This window comes from Jeotgalicoccus sp. FSL K6-3177 (genome assembly GCF_038050175.1).
In the GTDB taxonomy this organism is placed as follows: Bacteria; Bacillota; Bacilli; order Staphylococcales; family Salinicoccaceae; genus Jeotgalicoccus; species Jeotgalicoccus nanhaiensis.
Map to the genome: position 1 here is coordinate 701,411 of NZ_JBBOSK010000001.1, position 17,187 is coordinate 718,597.

Genomic DNA, 17,187 nt, shown 5'->3' on the forward strand with positions numbered 1-17,187 from the left:
CATAGATTCCAATGAAAATGTAGTCTCGAAAGTATAAAACACCGCTTATTTGTATACGTTTTCAAATATGATAAATCCCTTTGTAAAGCACTCTAATAAAATTCTTGAAAATAAAGTTGATTACGGGCATGATGGATATGAATACATATTTAATAATGTATATTTAAATAGTTTTTTAAAACATAAAAAGGGGGAGAATGAAATGAAAAGTGAAGAAATCATCAAACAGACAGAACGGTATGATACGAATATATACAAACCGCTGCCGATTGTAATTTCAGAAGCGGAAGGCGTGTGGGTGAAAGATCCGGAAGGCAATAAGTATATGGATATGCTGAGCGCATATTCTGCTGTAAACCAAGGACACCGTCATCCGAAAATTATTCAGGCGCTGAAAGATCAGGCGGATAAAGTAACACTGACGTCGAGATCATTCCATGTCGATTGCCTTGGAGACTGGTTCGAAAAGCTCAGTGAAATATCAGGGAAAGCCCGGGTTCTGCCGATGAATACAGGGGCTGAAGCTGTCGAGTCGGCAATTAAAGCTGCCAGACGCTGGGCATATGAAGTTAAAGGAGTACCTGATAATCAGGCTGAAGTTATCGCGATGAAAAATAACTTCCACGGCAGAACGATGATTCCTATGTCGATGTCATCAGAGCCGGAATACCGGAGAGGGTTTGGACCGCTTGGGGACGGATTCCAAATTGTTAATTACGGTGATGCGGAAGCGCTGGAAGATGCGATTAATGATAATACAGCAGCCGTGATTTTAGAACCGATTCAGGGGGAAGCGGGTGTCAATATTCCGCCGGCAGGCTACCTGAAAGAAGTCAGGGAAATTTGTGACCGCAATAATGTACTGTTTATCTCTGATGAAATTCAGGCAGGACTCGGCAGGTCTGGAAAAATGTTTGCGACAGACTGGGATGAAGTTGTTCCGGATATGTATATTTTAGGAAAAGCACTCGGCGGCGGAGTATTCCCCGTGTCTGTTGTGCTTGGTGACGACGAAGTGCTCGGAGTGCTGAGTGAAGGATCACACGGATCAACTTTTGGCGGTAATCCGATGGCCGCTCGAGTATCGGAAGCAGCACTCGACGTTATTATAGATGAAAAACTTTCAGAACGTTCCCTGGAGCTTGGAGAGTATCTGCTTAGTGAATTGAAAAAAATAGAACACGAAGCTATTGTAGATATACGCGGCAAAGGGCTGTTTATCGGCCTCGAACTGAATAAAGGTGCGCGCGGATTCTGCGAGCAGCTGAAAGATGAAGGCGTCCTCTGCAAAGAAACTCACGGCACCGTAGTAAGGTTTGCACCGCCGCTTATCGTAACTAAAGATGAGCTCGACTGGGCCCTTGATAGAGTTAAAAAAGTTTTTAACAAAGATACTTTCTAAAAAATTTCTTTATGATACAATATTAATTGAAAACAGTTACAAAAAGAGGCGGATAAAATGTCAGAAGAAATTAGTTTAGTTGAATCTACCCAGCGAATCATCAAAGAGGCGCTGGATAAGCTTGGTTATAATGATGATATGTATCAGTTGATTAAAGAGCCATTGCGTTCATTAAAAGTGCGTATTCCAGTAAAAATGGATGACGGGTCAGTTAAAGTATTTACAGGCTTCCGTGCACAGCATAACGATGCAGTGGGTCCTACCAAGGGCGGAGTGCGTTTCCACCCGAGCGTTTCAGAAGATGAAGTTGTAGCATTATCTATGTGGATGACACTAAAAGCAGGTATTGTTAATCTGCCTTACGGCGGAGGGAAAGGCGGGATTATCTGTGACCCGCGTGAAATGAGCATGGATGAAGTTGAAAGATTATCACGCGGCTACGTTCGTGCGATATCTCAAATCGTTGGACCGACTAAAGATATTCCTGCACCTGACGTATTCACAAACTCGCAGATTATGGCGTGGATGATGGATGAATACAGCGCAATTGACCAGTTCAACTCACCTGGTTTTATTACCGGTAAACCATTGGTGCTCGGCGGTTCGGAAGGCCGCGACAGAGCGACAGCACTCGGTGTTGTAATCTGTCTTGAAGAAGCACTTAAGAAACGCGATATGAAGATAGAAGATATTCGTATTGTCATTCAGGGATTCGGTAACGCAGGAAGTTTCCTGTCTAAATTCCTTTTCGACAAAGGTGCGAAAATCGTAGGTATTTCAGATGCTAACGGTGCACTTCACGATCCCGAAGGTCTGGATATTGACTATCTATTAGAACGCCGCGACAGTTTTGGCATGGTGACAAATCTGTTTGACAATGTGTTATCAAACGATGAATTATTCTCATTAGACTGCGACGTTATTATTCCGGCAGCAATTGAAAATCAGATTACTGAGGAAAATGCTCCGAATATTAAAGCGCAGATTCTGTGTGAAGCAGCTAACGGACCGACTACTACTGAAGCGACACGCATCCTGACTGAAAGAGACGTTCTGATTGTACCGGACGTACTTGCATCAGCAGGCGGAGTAACAGTATCTTATTTCGAATGGGTACAAAACAACCAGGGTTATTACTGGAGTGAAGATGAAGTAAACGAGAAAATGGAAGAAAAACTCGTTGCTGCATTTAACGAAATCTATGACCTGCACGACAACCGCCAAATCGATATGAGACTCGCAGCATTTATCGTAGGTCTTAAACGCACCGCAGAAGCTTCACGCTACCGCGGATGGGCGTAAAAAAATTATTTTAAAGACAAAACCTTTTTATAGGTTTTGTCTTTTTTATTGGAGATAGAAGCTTACCTCACCAATGAGCTGTTTTCATTGCAGACCTGTTTTAACTCAGTCCCAAATACAAAAGAATTTAAAAGATTTGTTACACCCGGTAAACGTTGTGATATAAAGCTTTCCGCGTATTTATTAAGACTTAATTTTCAGACAAATTGAATTTACCGCTTGCATTTATATTTTTATCTTGTTAGTATTAAAATCAATTCGAAAGAAGAGTAGTACCATATATTGATTTCAAAGAGAGCCGGTGGCGCTGTGAACCGGTATTTCATATATGTGAATGGACTTCTTTATAAACAATTAATTAAATATAATTTTTCATGAGCGGACCGGTTTTAACCGGTCAATACAGGTGGCACCGCGGATTCCCGTCCTTAATATTTTTATATTAAGTACGGGAATTTTTTTATGTTAATTTAATATCAGCAGATGGATATAGTAGCAGCAGTTTTACGTTTCACAGAGAGCCGGATTTGGTGGGAACCGGCAGCGTGTTCTGCAGTGAATTGGGTTCCAGTTTTAAATTCTGCCCGGGTAATGCCGTTATACATTAGAGTGAAGCGAAAGCTTCAACAGAGGTGGTACCGCGGTTAACATCGTCCTCCATGACAATATGTCATGGAGGATTTTTAATTTTAAGGAGGAATATATTATGACATTAAATATTACGACGGTAACTGAAGCAGCGATAGCGAAAGTGGAAAATGGAAAAGATTTAACATATAAAGAAATGTACGAATTTTTTACTGAAGTTCTAGATGGTGGAGTAACAGATGACGAGCTGCGGGATTTTATCGTCGCTCTAAGTGATAAAGGTGAAACAGTGGATGAAATTACAGCGATTGCCGAAGTGCTGAAGTCTTATGCGAAAGATATTCCAAACGTAAACGATAAAATCATGGATAACTGCGGCACGGGCGGAGACCACTCGCAGAGTTTCAATATATCGACGACCTCTGCTTTTGTCCTCGCAAGCTGCGGTGTAACAATTGCGAAACACGGCAACAAGAGTGTGACAAGCAAGACTGGAAGTTCAGATGTACTGCAGTCGCTTGGTGTGAATTTAAACTTTGATGCTAAAAGAGTGGCACACGAACTTAACGAATCAAATATTACATTTTTAAGCGCACCGCATGTACATCCGAAGATGGGACAAATTATGAGAGTCAGACAGACACTGAAACGTCCGACAGTATTTAATTTTATCGGACCGTGCATCAGCCCGCTGAATCTTGATTATCAGTTTTTAGGCATATACGATCGTGAAAAACTGCTTACGATCACACAGGTGCTGAAGCGTCTCGGACGTGAAAATGCCGTTGTATTGAACGGTGCGGGGCATATGGATGAAGCGACTTTGCTCGGTGATAATCACCTCGTATTTTTACGAGGCGGGGAAATAGAAGAAGTTGTGATTGATCCGACGGACTACGGCTTAACACTGTGCGACAAAAGCGATATTGCAGGCGGGGACGGCCGGGAGAATAAGGAAATTCTGGAGGCAGTGCTGCAGGGCACAGCGACCCGCGCACAGCTGGAAACGGTACTGTTAAACGCAGGTATCGGACTCTTTGTGGCTGACAAAGCAAAATCTGTCAGCAAGGGTATTCAGGCAGCAAGAGAAGCAGTGGAATCCGGCAGAGCATACGCTAAGCTTCAGGAAGTAATTAAAAACAATGAGGAGGCAGGCAAATGACGATACTTGATGACATTGTGAAAGTAAAAAAAGAAGAGCTGCTCAGATATCCGGATGAAGTCGATTTGATTACAAGAGAAAAACCGAGGGACTTTACGGCGGGCTTTAACCGGGATAACGGCATCGCTCTAATCAGTGAAGTAAAACGCGCCTCTCCTTCACAAGGCGATATCAATGCGGTCATGGACCCTCTCACACAGGCGGAATCATACGTCAGAGGCGGTGCAGATGCCGTCAGTGTTTTGACAGAAAACCGGTTTTTTAAAGGAAGCTTTGATGACTTGGAAACCATTGCCCAAACAGTCGATGTCCCGGTGCTGAACAAGGATTTTATTATCGATAAAAGGCAGATTAGCCGGGCTTATAACCACGGTGCGGATATTATTCTGTTAATCGTGACCATCCTCGATGATGATGCTCTGTCTGAACTTTACAATTACGCGAGTTCACTTGATTTAAACGTTATCGTTGAAGTGCACGACGAAGAGGAATTGAAACGTGCACTCAAAATTTCACCTGAAATTATCGGTATCAACAACAGAGACTTAAAAACGTTTACTGTCGATATTGGCAATACAGAGAATCTGCTCCGGAAATACGGTACAAATGATATTCATTTCATCGCCGAAAGCGGCATTCATACTGGAGAAGATGCAGAGCGCATGAAGCTTGCAGGCGCATCGGGCATGCTGGTGGGGGAATCATTAATGCGTGCAGCGAGCATCGAAGAAAAAATTAGGGAACTGAAAGCGGGTAAAGTATATGAAAGTTAAAATCTGCGGTATCAAAACAGTCGAAGAAGCCCAACTTGTTGCTAAGGAAAGACCGGACTTTATCGGCATGGTGCTGGCACCGAGCAAACGCCGGATCAGTCTTGATACAGTTAAAGAAATTACAGACAGTCTGGAAGGAACAGGTATTAAAACGGTCGGTGTTTTCGTTAATCCTTCAAAAGCGGAAGTTGAGGCGGCTTTAAACGATGCGGGACTCGATTATATACAATTTCACGGAGATGAGGATAAAGATTTTGTCGGACAGTATCAAAGCCGTGCTATCAAAGCCTTTCCTTCAAACTCAAAATTATCATACAAAGAACGCTTCGATTTCCCTGCGGAATATATACTGATCGACAGCCCTAGAGAAAAGTACTACGGCGGCAGCGGTGTTGCCTTTAACTGGTCCGAACTGCCGCTTAGTGAGATTGATAAATCAAGACTCGCTCTCGCAGGCGGTTTAAATCCCGGCAACGTCGGCAAGGCTGCAGCTGCGGTAGCACCTGCTTTAATCGACGTCTCCAGCGGAGTTGAAACAGACGGTGTCAAAGATTCAAAAAAAATTGCAGATTTTATAAAAATTATCAGAGGTGAAATATAATGATAGAAACATATAAATATCCCGGCACAGACGGCAAGTTTGGCGAGTTCGGCGGCACTTACGTGGCAGAATCGTTAATTGCTACTTTAGAAGAATTAAAAGAAGCATATAAAAATGCACAGGAAGATCCCGAATTTAAGCGTGAATTTGATTACCTGATGAAAGAATACGTCGGCCGGGAGAATCCGCTTTATTATGCAGAACGGCTGACCGAAAAACTTGGCGGTGCGAAAATATATTTAAAACGCGAAGATTTAAACCACACCGGTGCACATAAAATTAACAATGCAATCGGCCAGGGACTCCTGACTAAATATATGGGTAAAACGAAGGTCATCGCAGAAACAGGCGCAGGCCAGCACGGTGTTGCAACCGCAACAATCGCAGCCCTGCTCGGGCTGGAGTGTAAAGTATTCATGGGTGCAAAAGATGCTGCACGCCAGGAACTGAATGTATTCAGAATGGAACTGCTCGGTGCAGAAGTGATTACAGTCGACCAGGGAACAGCGACGCTTAAGGATGCGGTGAACGAAGCGATGAGATACTGGGTGCAGCATATGGAAGATACGCATTATGTTATCGGCTCGGTGCTCGGTCCGCATCCCTTTCCTCAAATAGTGCGTGACTTCCAGAGTATTATTTCAAAAGAAGCAAAAGCTCAAATATTAGACAAAGAAGGGCGTCTGCCGGATAAAGTCGTTGCTTGTATCGGCGGCGGCAGCAATGCGATGGGAATGTTTTATAATTTTATTGAAGATAAAGATGTTGAATTAATCGGCGTCGAGGCAGCAGGCAACGGTATTGACAGCGATAAAGTCGCAGCTGCAATCAACCGTGGTTCTGTAGGTATTGCCCACGGTGCAAAAATGCATATGCTGCAGGATGACAACGGCCAGCTGCAGGGGACGCACTCAATTTCTGCGGGACTTGATTATCCCGGCATTGGGCCGGAGCACAGTTTCCTGTTCGATACGAAACGTGCGAGTTATGAATACGCTTCTGATAAAGAAGCGCTGAAAGCGTTCCAGGAATTATCGAGAACCGAAGGTATCATTCCGGCGCTTGAAAGTTCTCATGCGCTTGCCTATGTAATGAAAATTGCGCCTGAGCTTCCTGAAGATGAGATTATTGTCGTATCACTGTCAGGCAGAGGCGATAAGGATGTTGAAATGGTTAAAGCAGAACTGGAGGCGGGAAAAAATGACTAAAAAGCGTATAGAAGAAATGTTTGCGAAGCTGAAGGAAACGGATGATAAAGCGTTTATTGCATATATTATGGCAGGAGACGGCGGCCTCGATACACTTCCGTACAAGATTAAAACGCTGGTAGACGCAGGGGTGGATCTGATTGAAATCGGCATTCCTTTCAGTGATCCGGCAGCAGACGGTCCTGTTATTCAAAAGGCGGGCATCCGTGCTTTGGAAGAAAACGTCAGCCTCCGTCAGATTCTCAAAAAGCTTCGCGAAATTAAAGATGATATCAAGGTGCCGTATGTGCTGATGACTTATTATAATCCAGTATTTCATTATGGCCTCCGGGAGTTCACAAAAGATGCAGAAGCATCCGGTGTCAGCGGAGTAATCGTGCCAGATGTTCCTCTCGAGGAAGAGCCGGAGCTCAAAAATGAACTTGACGCTGCCGACATTGCAATTATCCGTCTCGCGACCTTAACGACGTCAGACGAGAGGCTCGAACATATTCTAGACAAAGCTGAAGGTTTTATATATGCGGTAACAGTTAACGGAGTGACCGGCAAAAGAGCCGGCTACAGCGGAGAAGTGTTTGAAAATCTGAAACGCATTAAAAGTAAAGCCGGGGTGCCTGTCTGTGCAGGTTTCGGCATTACTTCTGCAGAGGCTGCCGAAGCGCTCGGTGAACATTGCGACGGAGTGATCGTCGGATCAGAAATTGTGGAAATGTTTCACCGCTGCGAAGAAGAAAAAATTAAAAATCTGATTCCGAAAAAACATGCGGGTCATGCTAAATAACGATAAATCGTCATTAATCGTGTTATAATAAGTGAAAATAATTTGATATTCTATACTAAAAGACTATATTACGAATATAGTCTTTTAGTATTTTTACAGTGAGGGAAAACACTTGAATGAATTAATTGATCTTTTAACGACTGAACAGGGAATAGAAACGTTATTTCAAAAATTTGAAGACCTGGGTTTTATCATCGGTTTTCTGCTCGTATTTATCGAGTCTTTTCTGCCGTTTTTGCCGCTGGTAGTCATCGTTATTTTAAATATTAACTCCTACGGTGTTATTATCGGTTTTCTTGTCAGTTATACTGCGAGTGTTGCCGGCAGTTACTTAGTGTTTCTGTCAGTCCGCAGCTTGTTCAGAAAGCCGGCTCAGAAATATATAGAAAAACATGAAAAACTTAACCGCATGCTTAAATTCATCGATGAGCGGGGATTTACATTTTTATTTATTCTGCTGTCGCTGCCGTTTACACCATCATCGGTCGTGAACGTTATCACAGCTTTATCTAATATCAGAAGACATGTATACTTATATATATTATTAGCGTCGAAATTTATTATGATATTATCGATGACACTCGTCGGTTATGACATAACTTCGTTTTTTGACTCACCGGTAAAACTTATACTCTCATTGGTATTTTTAGCAGTACTTTATCTTCTGTCCAAATGGTATCAGAAGTACCTGGAAAGAAAAATGAAAAAATAAGAGGTGTCGTAATTGGCAAAAGAAATCCGCGAATGGGCAGTTGCTATAATAATCGCAATCGCTGTAATTGCTGTAATCAGAATATTTCTCTTCGTTTCATTTTCAGTCGACGGGCTCAGTATGGATCCGACGCTGGAAGACGGCGACAGAGTCGTCGTTAACAAATTTATATATGATCTAACAGATATCGAACAGGACGATGTTATCGTCTTCAACTCAGGGGAAGATTCGGCTTATGTTAAACGTGTTATGGGCGTACCCGGCGACACTGTTGAGATGATTGACAGAACAGTTTATTTAAACGGCGAACCGCTGCAGGAAGATTACGTGGTGCATCAGGGTGAGTCGTATATGGATAACTTTACTCTCAGTGATCTCGGCGTTGAAGGAGACACCATTCCTGAAGGGCATTATCTTGTACTCGGGGATAACCGTCCGATAAGCCGTGATTCAAGAGACTTCGGTTTAATTACAGAGGATGCAATTATCGGTGAAGTACAGCTGAGATTCTGGCCTCTGAATGAGATTGCTATTGATTTTTAATTATAAATATTATCAAAAGGAGATATTAGAGAATCTAATATCTCCTTTATTCAAGCGGGGAGGCATAATGTATGGGGATTACCATATGGACCGGTACGAGCGGTACCGGTAAAACAAGCAGTATGTTTAATGAAATAAAAGAACTGACGAAAGATTCACCGCTCGGTTCGAATATATATATCGTTACGCCGACGCAGAACACGCTGAGCTATGAGCAGCTGATTACCCAGCCGGAAGATGGTCTAGTTACCGGCAGTATGCGGACAAGCGTCTTCAGTTTTACGCGTCTGATGTGGCATGTTTACAACGAACTCGGACAGCCCGAAAAAGAATCTCTGTCCGAGGCGGGCCATGTTATGTTCATGCATAAGCTGATGAACGATATGAAAGAATTTTTAAATTACTATCAGACATCCGGCGGCTATATAAAATTTTCAGAAAAAGTACTGGAGCAGATTACAGAATTCAGAGCTTACAACGTTAATCCTGAAGATTTAAATAACCTGCAGTTTGAGAGAGGCAGAACGACGGAAAAATATGAAGATTTAAATAAAATATATTCCAGATGGAGTGAACAGATTGCGGAATATAATATAGAAGATTTAAATATGATTCAGAATTTTATCGATGATATCAGCCGGACAGACAATATACGCACCTTAAATAAGGCGACGATATATATCGACGGCTTTCATAACTTTACTGAAAGCGAATTTGCTTTAATCTATGCGCTTGAAAAAAAAGTGGCTCAGATTAACCTGCTTTTAACGCACCGTAAATCAGATGACAGTGAGCAGGCGGTAAGGGATGTTCTCCTGTTCAGAAAAACTGAAGCGGTGGTAACGCGGCTGCAGGAACTGTTCGGTGAGCATTATGTAGAATTCCGGCATTTCGATGACGAATTTCTGAGAGCAAAACGCACCGGCCTGACCCAGCTTGAGAAATATATTACAACCGGTAAAAAAATGACAAACTTCGATGGTATTACTATTACTGAGGCACCTTCTGTGCAGGAGGAAGTCATTGAAACCGCAAGAAATATTGAAACGCTGGTCCGGGAAAGAGACGCTAAATATTCCGATATCGGTATTCTTTACCGGGATTCGGCTTATGAGGAATATATAAAAACAACATTTAAGAGATTTGACATTTCCTATCATATGGATGCCGATCATTATATGCACTGCAACCCTTTTATCCAGCTTATTATTGCCCTGCTTGAATGTTATAAAAGCCGTTTTCAGAGTTCGTCATTCCTGAATGTCCTGAAAACCGGCTATTTAAACAGCGGAGACGACGATAAACTGCTTGCCCATCTCGAAAATATTATTATCGAGCGCGGTCTGACGGGTACTGAACTGTTCGACGATGAACGCTTTCAGATTGAATACCGTCTGGATGCAGAAGGCATGATTGACCGGATTGATAATTCTGAATCTCTGAGCGAAATGATCGATTATAAAAATAAACAAATCAGCCGGCTCAGGGAATTTTTCAAGTCTCTGGATGAGGGGACAAAGGTAAAAGATTATATTACGTCAATTTACAGCTTTATCGTGGATAACGGTATATTAGCTAAACTGGAAGATGAAATACATGAGCTCGAAGAAACCGACGTCCGTCTGAGAAACGAAACTGAGCAGTCTTATAATTTATTCATCCGTCTGCTGGACGACAGTTATACAGTTTTCAAAGATAAGGAAACCGAGTTCTCCCTGTTTTATGAAACGTTTATAGACGGCTTGAAAACTGCCACATTTAATACGAGACCTGCAACGATAGACCAGGTAATTGTCGGTTTGCTCGACCTTGCTAAAGTGGAAAATAAAAAATATATTTTTATAATAGGCATGAACTATAATGTAATGCCCCAGGAATCCCGCAGCACGACGATAGTGACAGATGAAGAAAAACTCGTTCTCGGAACGAGAGGCATTACGCTGTCACCAAGTGCAAGAACACTTGCACAGGATGAACGCTTTGTCTTTTATCTCGGTGTCACACGTCCGACAGAAGGACTGTTTATCAGCTGGTCATCGACCCTGCAAAACAAAGAAGCGACTAAAATCAGCCCGTTTGTTGCAGAATTTCTGCCGGCTGAGGATGAACGGGTCTTGAACTTTACTTACCGGAAAACGGCGCATTACGACGTGGAAAACTCAATCCGGCTGATTTCAAGCTTGCGCAGCATGGAAGCGCTGGAACATTTTAAGCTCCGCCAGCTGATGTCAACGGGCAAAGAATATCTTCATGATTTAAGCAGTGTGCCGCAGTACAGACACTTTATCTCTGTCTATCAGCTGCTTAAATCGGGAGACAGACAGGCGGTAATTAACCGTCTGACCAGAAACCTGACTTATGATAATAAAGCGCGAAAAATTAACAGCGCGACCGCAGAAGCGCTGTACGGCTCAGAAATGAAAGCCAGTGTGTCGCGCTTTCAGTCATATTTCAATTGTAATTTCCAGCATTTCTCAAATTACGGCCTGAAGCTCAATGTCAGACAGAATCATACGGTAAGACCGCTTGAAATCGGTAACCTTTACCATAATGCACTGGAAAAAGTTGCGGCGGATCTCGGGATGACGCTGCAGCACGATGATGACATTATTAAAAGTACGGTAAAAAATGCGGTGGATACGGTACTCAGAACGATCAGTTACGGCATATTTGAACGCTCGGAATACTATTTATCGCTGAAGGAAAAAGCAGTGCAGGCGATTACGACCACCCTGCTCTTTATGAAAGATATTGAAAAGCTCGGCAATTATAAAATGACGCTGATCGAAGCGGTATTCGGCAAAAAATCAGATGAACTGGGCGAGCTGATTCTCACCAGTCCAAATGGTAAGAAAATTATTCTGCGCGGTAAAATAGACCGGGTGGATACGTATAAAAAAGACGGCAGAGTGTATGTCAATATTATCGATTATAAATCGAGCGCCCGGGATTTAAGAAAGGCGGATGTGCTGAACGGCGTCGAACTGCAGATTATTACGTATATGTACGTGCTGATGGAGCGAGCAGAAGAGCTGCTCGGCGGTGAGATTTTCCCGAACTCGATGCTCTTTTACCATGTTAACGAACCGAAAGTTAAAGCAGAAGATGCAGATGAAGCACACAAAGAACGCCAGAGTGCTTTGAAACCGAAAGGTCTGTTCGTTGCAGACAGCACTGTATCGAATATTGACGGCAACAAAGGGCTTGAAAATTTAATTGAAGAGACTGAAAATATTAATGAATACTTCCCGTTGCAGGAGAAAAAAGACGGTACTTTTAACAGTCATTCTAAAAAACGGGTGCTGTCGGAAGAAATGTTCAAACATTATTCTCTTTACGTGATGGAGAAGTTTAAAACTGCGACAGATGAAATCTACGATGGGCACACGCTTGCGAACCCGATCGATACAAACGGCGGCCTGCCGTGCCAGTTTTGTGATTTTAAAGCGGCCTGCCATATAGATAAATTAATCAATGCGGAAGATTACCGGACGAACCGTATTACGGACGAGGATATCGAAGCATTTGAAAGCGAGGTTCACGATGGTTAAATTTACCGAAGCTCAAACTAAAGCGATCGAGACGAAAGGCTCGGATGTCTTAGTATCCGCAGCTGCGGGATCGGGGAAAACAGCAGTGCTCGTTGAACGGATTAAACAGAATATTATCGAAGGTAATTATTCTATAGATGAAGTGTTCGTTTCAACGTTTACTAATAAGAGCGCAAAAGATATGAAGGATAAAATCGAACGGGCGCTCCGCGAGACTTATAATGAAACGCCTGATCCGCGCTTAAACGAAGAGATTATTAAACTGAACGATGCGCATATATCGACCTTGCACAGTTTCTGTCTGTACTTAATCCAGACGCATTATAATGCAATCGGACTGCCGCCTGATATGCGTACACTCGGCCAGGTCGAGTCGGAAATCCGTCTGCAGAGAGTAATTACGAATGTGCTGGAGCAATTTTACGTTAATGCTGATGAGGACTTTTTAAAGCTTGATCAGTTTGTGACGAGCAATAAGGATAACGCTGCTCTTCATAAACTTGTCTCAGACCTTTATCATGTTGCAGTCGCCACGAAGGAGCCCGATCTTTTTCTAAGAAGCATGTTTGACCAGTATATATCAGAGGATAAACTGACGGAGATTCTGGACAGCTATAGAGCAGTTATCGGCCGTAAATTAAAGAAATTGGATGAGGATCTTTATACGCTTAAAGCGGAGTATGATAATGCCGAACGCGATGAGGACTTAAAAGAGAAAGCGGTTGATGATGCCTACGAAAAACTGGCTGTGATGCACAAGTATGTGCTGCAGGCACTCGAGTCTTTCAGCCGTGAAGGGTACTTTAAACTTCCGCCGGCAAAACTTGTCACAGGCACAAATGCATTTATTAAAGGTGCTGCAGCTTTCGGCAATGATTTAAATGAACGCTATAATAAGCCTGCAAACGCTTTGTATCAGGAACTCGGCAAGCTGAAGCAGTACACGCTTTTAGATGTGAGAGCGGAACTCAGTCCGCTGAACGGCATGAATAATCAGCTGATCAGCATTGCCATGGACGTAATTAGCGAGTACAAGAAAGATAAGCAGTCGGCAGGGGAGATGGATTTCAACGACTATGAACATTATGCGCTTGATATTTTAACTGCGGATGACAGAGAAATTGCGAACCGCTACAAAGAGCAGTTCAAAGAAATTATGATTGATGAATACCAGGATATTAACCGGGTGCAGGAAGCGATTATCCAGCTCTTAAAGTCCGGAGGAGAAGAGAATGGCAATCTGTTTATGGTCGGTGACGTTAAACAGTCTATTTACCGTTTCAGACAGGCTGCCCCGGATTTATTTATCGACAAAAGCGAACGTTTTAATAAAGATGGCAGCGGTACACTCATTCAGCTGAACAGAAACTTCCGTTCACGCGCAGAAATCCTCGATGCCACAAATCTAATATTTGAAAATATTATGGATAAAGATCTCGGAGAAATTGATTACACGGATGAAGAAAAACTGATTAAAGGTATCGAGGCAGCAGAACCCGAATCGCCTGTTGAGGTGCTGCCGGTTATATACGATAAGAGTTTAAAATCCGGGGAAGCGGATGAGCTTGAAATTAAACAGATTGTTAAACTCGTGCAGGATCTGTATAAAAGGGGCGCGGCTTATCAGGATATCGTCATTTTAAACAGAAACCGCTTAGCGCCTGACGTCATGCGCCATGAATTCCAGAAGGCGGATATTCCTGTCAGCATCGACGTTAATAAAGGATATTTTGAAACGTTTGAAATTTTAACGATGCGGAGCATCTTATCACTTATAGACAACCCGCTGCAGGATGATCATCTGGCAGGTGTGATGCGGCTGCCGATGTTCGGTTTCAGCGAGGAGGAAATTGCTCAAATCCGCATTTCTTCCGAAGAAAAATATTTATACGAGGCTCTGACTGAATACAGCGGTGACGAAAATATATTAAGGAAAACTGAAGAATTCATCAGTACGTTTAGTGAACTTAAACTTCATGCCAAATATTTAAGTGTGCCGGAACTCATTTCGGAAATATTTTTTGAGCTGAATATACTTGAATTTTTCAGCGGTCTGGCCGGCGGTTCAGCAAGACGGGCTAACCTGAATGGACTGATTGACAGAGCACTGGAATTTCAATCGATGAATAATACAAGCTTATATCAGTTTATCAGCTACATTGATTTCTTAATTTCCGAAGGTAAGGATTTTGGTGAAGAAGGTTCACTTGAGAATACAGATGATGCGGTACGTGTGATGACCATTCACAGCTCGAAGGGGCTCGAGTTTAAACATGTTATTTATGCCGATTTGAAACAGAACTATACGCTCACTAAAGTGACACGTGTTTATGTTCATCCGAAACTTGGAATTGTTTTTAACAATTTTAATGATGAACTGAACTACCATTACGACAGTATTCACGGCTTCGCTGCTAATGATTTCCTGAATATCGAGCAGCTGAGTGAGGAATTAAGGCTGATTTACGTTGCGCTGACAAGAGCGGAGGAGAAATTGTATCTGCCGCTGATGTTTAAAGGTGAAGCGGAATATAAGTATGACTTCAGCAGTATGGAAAAACCTTCTTTTGAAAGACGCGCGGAGCTGAAATCGGCCATGGACTTTTTAGCGCCTGTCGTTATGCAGGCACAGGTTCCATATATTGAAGTTAAGGAAACAGAATTTCGGGCCGGGGAAGAAAATGAGCGGACGGAATACGCAGATCTCGAAGATATCGATGCGCTTAAAGCAGATATTATCCCGGAAGTACGGGAACGGTTATTTTATACTTATCCCGATACTGATGATACCGAAGTAACAACTAAGGAATCGGTCACTTCCATTAAACGCAGAAATGAAACGATTCCGGATGGCGCGGAGTTTATCAGCCATACAAGCGAAGTAAATCTGCGCGAGCCGAATTTTCTTCAGAATTCGCTGGAAGCGCCGGTTTTCGGGACGATTATGCACGAAATGATGATGCATATTATACACCAGTGGCAGACGCTCAGCGTCATGAAGGACAGTGCAAAAACCGCCTATATTGATACGCTCATCGATAACTACAGTGAAAATTATGAACTTCTCAGTACGATGCATATTAAAAAGATGAAGGAAAATGCAGCGCGGTTCTTCAATGATAAGATGATGAATGATCTTTTGAATGAACAAGAGGGGATTTATACGGAGCTGCCTTTTATAATGAGCCAGGAAGCAATCGGCTATGCGGAGCATCCCGAACAGATTGTTCAAGGTATTATAGATTGTCTTTTAGAATATGAAGATCATTACATTATTATCGATTACAAGACAGACCGTGTTAAAGGAACGAATTTAACAAATGAAGATCTTCGTGAAAGATACAGTACGCAGATGGATATTTACAAGAAATCAGCAATGGCATCACTTAACAAGCCGGTAACAGCCGTGCTTTACTTTTTTGATTATGGGGCGATTCCAGTTGAATAATTCAAATAGAAACATATATTTTATCGGCGGAGTGTCGCTGTTCTTACTATTTATACACAGCGGGCAGTATTTTATGATGCCGCTTAATGAAATCAATCCGTTCGAATATTTCTTCGGCGGGGATCTGAACGTTTTTAATATCGTCGATATTATTACTGGCGGTTCTGTTATACCGCTTATCAGTATTATAATCGGCTATCTTCTCAGCCAGTACGGCTATACAGGAAAAAAACATCTGGTTAAGGTACTTGTCATTGCGTTTGTACTCCTGAGTCTGAATGCTGTCCTGATCTTTGGTTTTGACCAGCTGCCTTTTGTAATCCTAATGGCATTTATCGGTTTAATATTTGTGGGACGCCACTGGATTATAACACTTGCCGCATCGCTTATACTATTTGCGCTGCATTTAATGTTTAATGTTGTGCTTGAAATTATTACAGGACTGAACTCCAATATTCAGCACATGTATTCAGGTATTCAGCAGGTGAATGAATTTATCAGTACCTACAGGAGCACGGATTATCTGGCAATGGTCAATATGAATATTGATATACTGACAGGAATCGGCACAGACGGAATATTTAACGCAGTTTTTGTAATTCTGCCGTCAGTGCTTCTCGGCATTGCCTTAAAAGAATTAAATTTTACGGGCTTCATTAAAGACAGTCCGTATATAAGCGGCGGCATCATTATGGTGCTCCTCGCCGGCGGTATCGCTGTAAAGCTTCTGCAGGTGCTTTCTCTCGGTACAATTACAGGAGAAACCCTTGGTGAAGGCTTCGGCGGACCTGTTACAGCAATCGGTTATTTTATGATACTTGTCTATATTGCTGACGCTGTTCCAAAACCGGTGTTTAAGCTGTTTTACAATCTGGGTAAATACGGATTAACTTCCTATATATTATTCAATATTCTGATGATGTTCGTATTTTATGGTTTTGGTATGGCGATGTACGGACAGATTTCAATCCAAATGCTGCTTTTCATCGTTTCAGCAATCTATATCTTACTTATTATCTTTGCAAATCTGATGGCTGCCTATAATATTCAGGCGCTAGAACAGACTTTTCAGACAAATAAGAAAATGAAGCGGGAATAATTAAATAATATTTGTTA

12 protein-coding genes are annotated in these 17,187 nt (G+C 42.4%); all 12 read left to right on the forward strand.

From position 1 onward, the window contains the following. Positions 1-202: 202 nt before the first annotated feature. The 12 genes from MHH58_RS03615 to MHH58_RS03670 all read left to right on the forward strand — a co-directional run bounded on the left by MHH58_RS03615 (position 203) and on the right by MHH58_RS03670 (position 17,170). The gene (locus tag MHH58_RS03615) at positions 203-1,402 is read left to right on the forward strand and encodes an ornithine--oxo-acid transaminase (RefSeq protein WP_341345063.1); all 1,200 of its coding nucleotides are present in this window, start codon (positions 203-205) and stop codon (positions 1,400-1,402) included. A gap of 57 nt (positions 1,403-1,459) precedes the next feature. Next, complete coding sequence (locus tag MHH58_RS03620; RefSeq protein WP_135096022.1) at positions 1,460-2,704, forward strand: Glu/Leu/Phe/Val family dehydrogenase; 1,245 nt, start codon at positions 1,460-1,462, stop codon at positions 2,702-2,704. Positions 2,705-3,410: 706 nt separating this feature from the next. Next, complete coding sequence (gene trpD, locus MHH58_RS03625) at positions 3,411-4,454, forward strand: anthranilate phosphoribosyltransferase (protein ID WP_167753332.1); 1,044 nt, start codon at positions 3,411-3,413, stop codon at positions 4,452-4,454. Continuing rightward, positions 4,451-5,227: an indole-3-glycerol phosphate synthase TrpC gene (gene trpC, locus MHH58_RS03630; RefSeq protein ID WP_341345064.1), complete on the forward strand. Its 777-nt coding sequence runs from the start codon at positions 4,451-4,453 to the stop codon at positions 5,225-5,227. Before trpD ends, trpC begins: the two co-directional genes overlap by 4 nt. Beyond that, positions 5,217-5,828: a phosphoribosylanthranilate isomerase gene (locus MHH58_RS03635; protein WP_135096016.1), complete on the forward strand. Its 612-nt coding sequence runs from the start codon at positions 5,217-5,219 to the stop codon at positions 5,826-5,828. The genes trpC and MHH58_RS03635 overlap by 11 nt, the downstream gene beginning before the upstream one ends. Next, a complete protein-coding gene (trpB, locus tag MHH58_RS03640) occupies positions 5,828-7,036 on the forward strand; it encodes a tryptophan synthase subunit beta (protein ID WP_135096014.1) in 1,209 nt (402 codons plus the stop codon). The genes MHH58_RS03635 and trpB overlap by 1 nt, the downstream gene beginning before the upstream one ends. After that, the gene (gene trpA, locus MHH58_RS03645) at positions 7,029-7,817 is read left to right on the forward strand and encodes a tryptophan synthase subunit alpha (RefSeq protein ID WP_341345065.1); all 789 of its coding nucleotides are present in this window, start codon (positions 7,029-7,031) and stop codon (positions 7,815-7,817) included. Before trpB ends, trpA begins: the two co-directional genes overlap by 8 nt. 112 nt (positions 7,818-7,929) lie before the next feature. Next, on the forward strand, positions 7,930-8,529 hold the full coding sequence (locus MHH58_RS03650; RefSeq protein ID WP_341345066.1) for a TVP38/TMEM64 family protein: 600 nt from the start codon (positions 7,930-7,932) through the stop codon (positions 8,527-8,529). A 12-nt stretch (positions 8,530-8,541) separates the two neighbouring features. Further along, positions 8,542-9,072 (forward strand): signal peptidase I, encoded by a 531-nt coding sequence (lepB, locus tag MHH58_RS03655; RefSeq protein WP_115885948.1) that lies wholly within the window; start codon positions 8,542-8,544, stop codon positions 9,070-9,072. Between the two features lie 71 nt (positions 9,073-9,143). Beyond that, positions 9,144-12,623 carry a PD-(D/E)XK nuclease family protein gene (locus MHH58_RS03660; protein WP_341345067.1) on the forward strand — a complete coding sequence of 1,160 codons (3,480 nt, stop codon included), beginning with the start codon at positions 9,144-9,146 and terminating at the stop codon, positions 12,621-12,623. Beyond that, complete coding sequence (gene addA / locus MHH58_RS03665; protein ID WP_341345068.1) at positions 12,616-16,071, forward strand: helicase-exonuclease AddAB subunit AddA; 3,456 nt, start codon at positions 12,616-12,618, stop codon at positions 16,069-16,071. Before MHH58_RS03660 ends, addA begins: the two co-directional genes overlap by 8 nt. Further along, positions 16,064-17,170, forward strand: coding sequence for a DUF418 domain-containing protein (locus tag MHH58_RS03670; protein ID WP_341345069.1), 1,107 nt, complete (start codon positions 16,064-16,066; stop codon positions 17,168-17,170). The genes addA and MHH58_RS03670 overlap by 8 nt, the downstream gene beginning before the upstream one ends. The last annotated feature ends 17 nt before the right edge of the window (positions 17,171-17,187 follow it).

Coding starts and splice junctions, on each gene's coding strand:
- trpC (WP_341345064.1), top strand. CDS start 4,451: ATGACGATACTTGATGACATTGTGAAAGTAAAAAAAGAAGAGCTGCTC.
- trpD (WP_167753332.1), top strand. CDS start 3,411: ATGACATTAAATATTACGACGGTAACTGAAGCAGCGATAGCGAAAGTG.
- addA (WP_341345068.1), top strand. CDS start 12,616: ATGGTTAAATTTACCGAAGCTCAAACTAAAGCGATCGAGACGAAAGGC.
- trpA (WP_341345065.1), top strand. CDS start 7,029: ATGACTAAAAAGCGTATAGAAGAAATGTTTGCGAAGCTGAAGGAAACG.
- trpB (WP_135096014.1), top strand. CDS start 5,828: ATGATAGAAACATATAAATATCCCGGCACAGACGGCAAGTTTGGCGAG.
- MHH58_RS03615 (WP_341345063.1), top strand. CDS start 203: ATGAAAAGTGAAGAAATCATCAAACAGACAGAACGGTATGATACGAAT.
- MHH58_RS03635 (WP_135096016.1), top strand. CDS start 5,217: ATGAAAGTTAAAATCTGCGGTATCAAAACAGTCGAAGAAGCCCAACTT.
- MHH58_RS03660 (WP_341345067.1), top strand. CDS start 9,144: ATGGGGATTACCATATGGACCGGTACGAGCGGTACCGGTAAAACAAGC.
- MHH58_RS03620 (WP_135096022.1), top strand. CDS start 1,460: ATGTCAGAAGAAATTAGTTTAGTTGAATCTACCCAGCGAATCATCAAA.